This window comes from Arthrobacter sp. Y3223164, from assembly GCF_059091005.1.
In genome coordinates this window covers 1-751 of the sequence record NZ_JBNHGF010000721.1, presented here as the reverse complement: position 1 = coordinate 751, position 751 = coordinate 1, and the positions used below count along the sequence as shown (strand labels likewise).

The 751-nt window shown below is 68.7% G+C and carries 1 protein-coding gene; it reads left to right on the top strand.

What is annotated here, in order from left to right; genetic code table 11:
- Window positions 1-143: 143 nt before the first annotated feature.
- A partial coding sequence (gene dapA, locus AC5RUJ_RS17615) for a 4-hydroxy-tetrahydrodipicolinate synthase (RefSeq protein ID WP_494156425.1) occupies window positions 144-751 on the top strand: 608 nt, incomplete at its 3' end.

The window sequence follows — 751 nt, the reverse complement described above, 5'->3', positions numbered from 1 at the left end:
GCGCCCCGCTGACATGCCCGCCTGCTCCGGCCGCCGGGCCCGGCCGCTACGGCGGCGGGAGCCGCGGCACGTGACGTGAAGCTCTGTGTCGCGCCTTGTACGCCATTGCCGATAGGACCCGCGGACACGGTAACGTTTTCCCTATGGTTGAGTCTGACGTTCGTGAGTATCCCTTTGGCACCATGGTCACCGCAATGGTCACCCCCTTCACCGAGGAGGGCGAGGTCGACTACGGGAAGGCAGCGGAACTGGCGGACAAGCTGGTCCAGGACGGATGCGACGGGCTTGTCGTCACCGGCACCACCGGCGAGACCTCGACGCTCACCGACGACGAGAACGAGGGCATGTTCCGGGCCGTCGTCGAGGCTGTGGGGGGACGGGCCAAGGTCATTGCCGGGTCCACCACCAACGACACCCGCCACTCGGTCAGTCTCTCCCGGCGCGCCGCCAGCGCCGGCGTGGACGGACTGCTCATCACCGCCCCCTACTACAACAAGCCGAGCCAGGCCGGCGTGCAGGCCCACATCGAGACCATCGCTTCGGCCATCGGCCTGCCCGTCATGGTCTATGACATCCCCGGCCGCGCCGGCATCAACATCGAGACGGAAACCCTGATCCGGCTGGCCGAGCATCCGCTCGTCGTCGCGCTCAAGGACGCCAAGGCGGACTACGCCGCGACCACCCGCGTCCTGGCCGCCACGGACCTCGACGTCTACGCCGGCGACGACGGCCTGACCCTGCCGCTGATGGC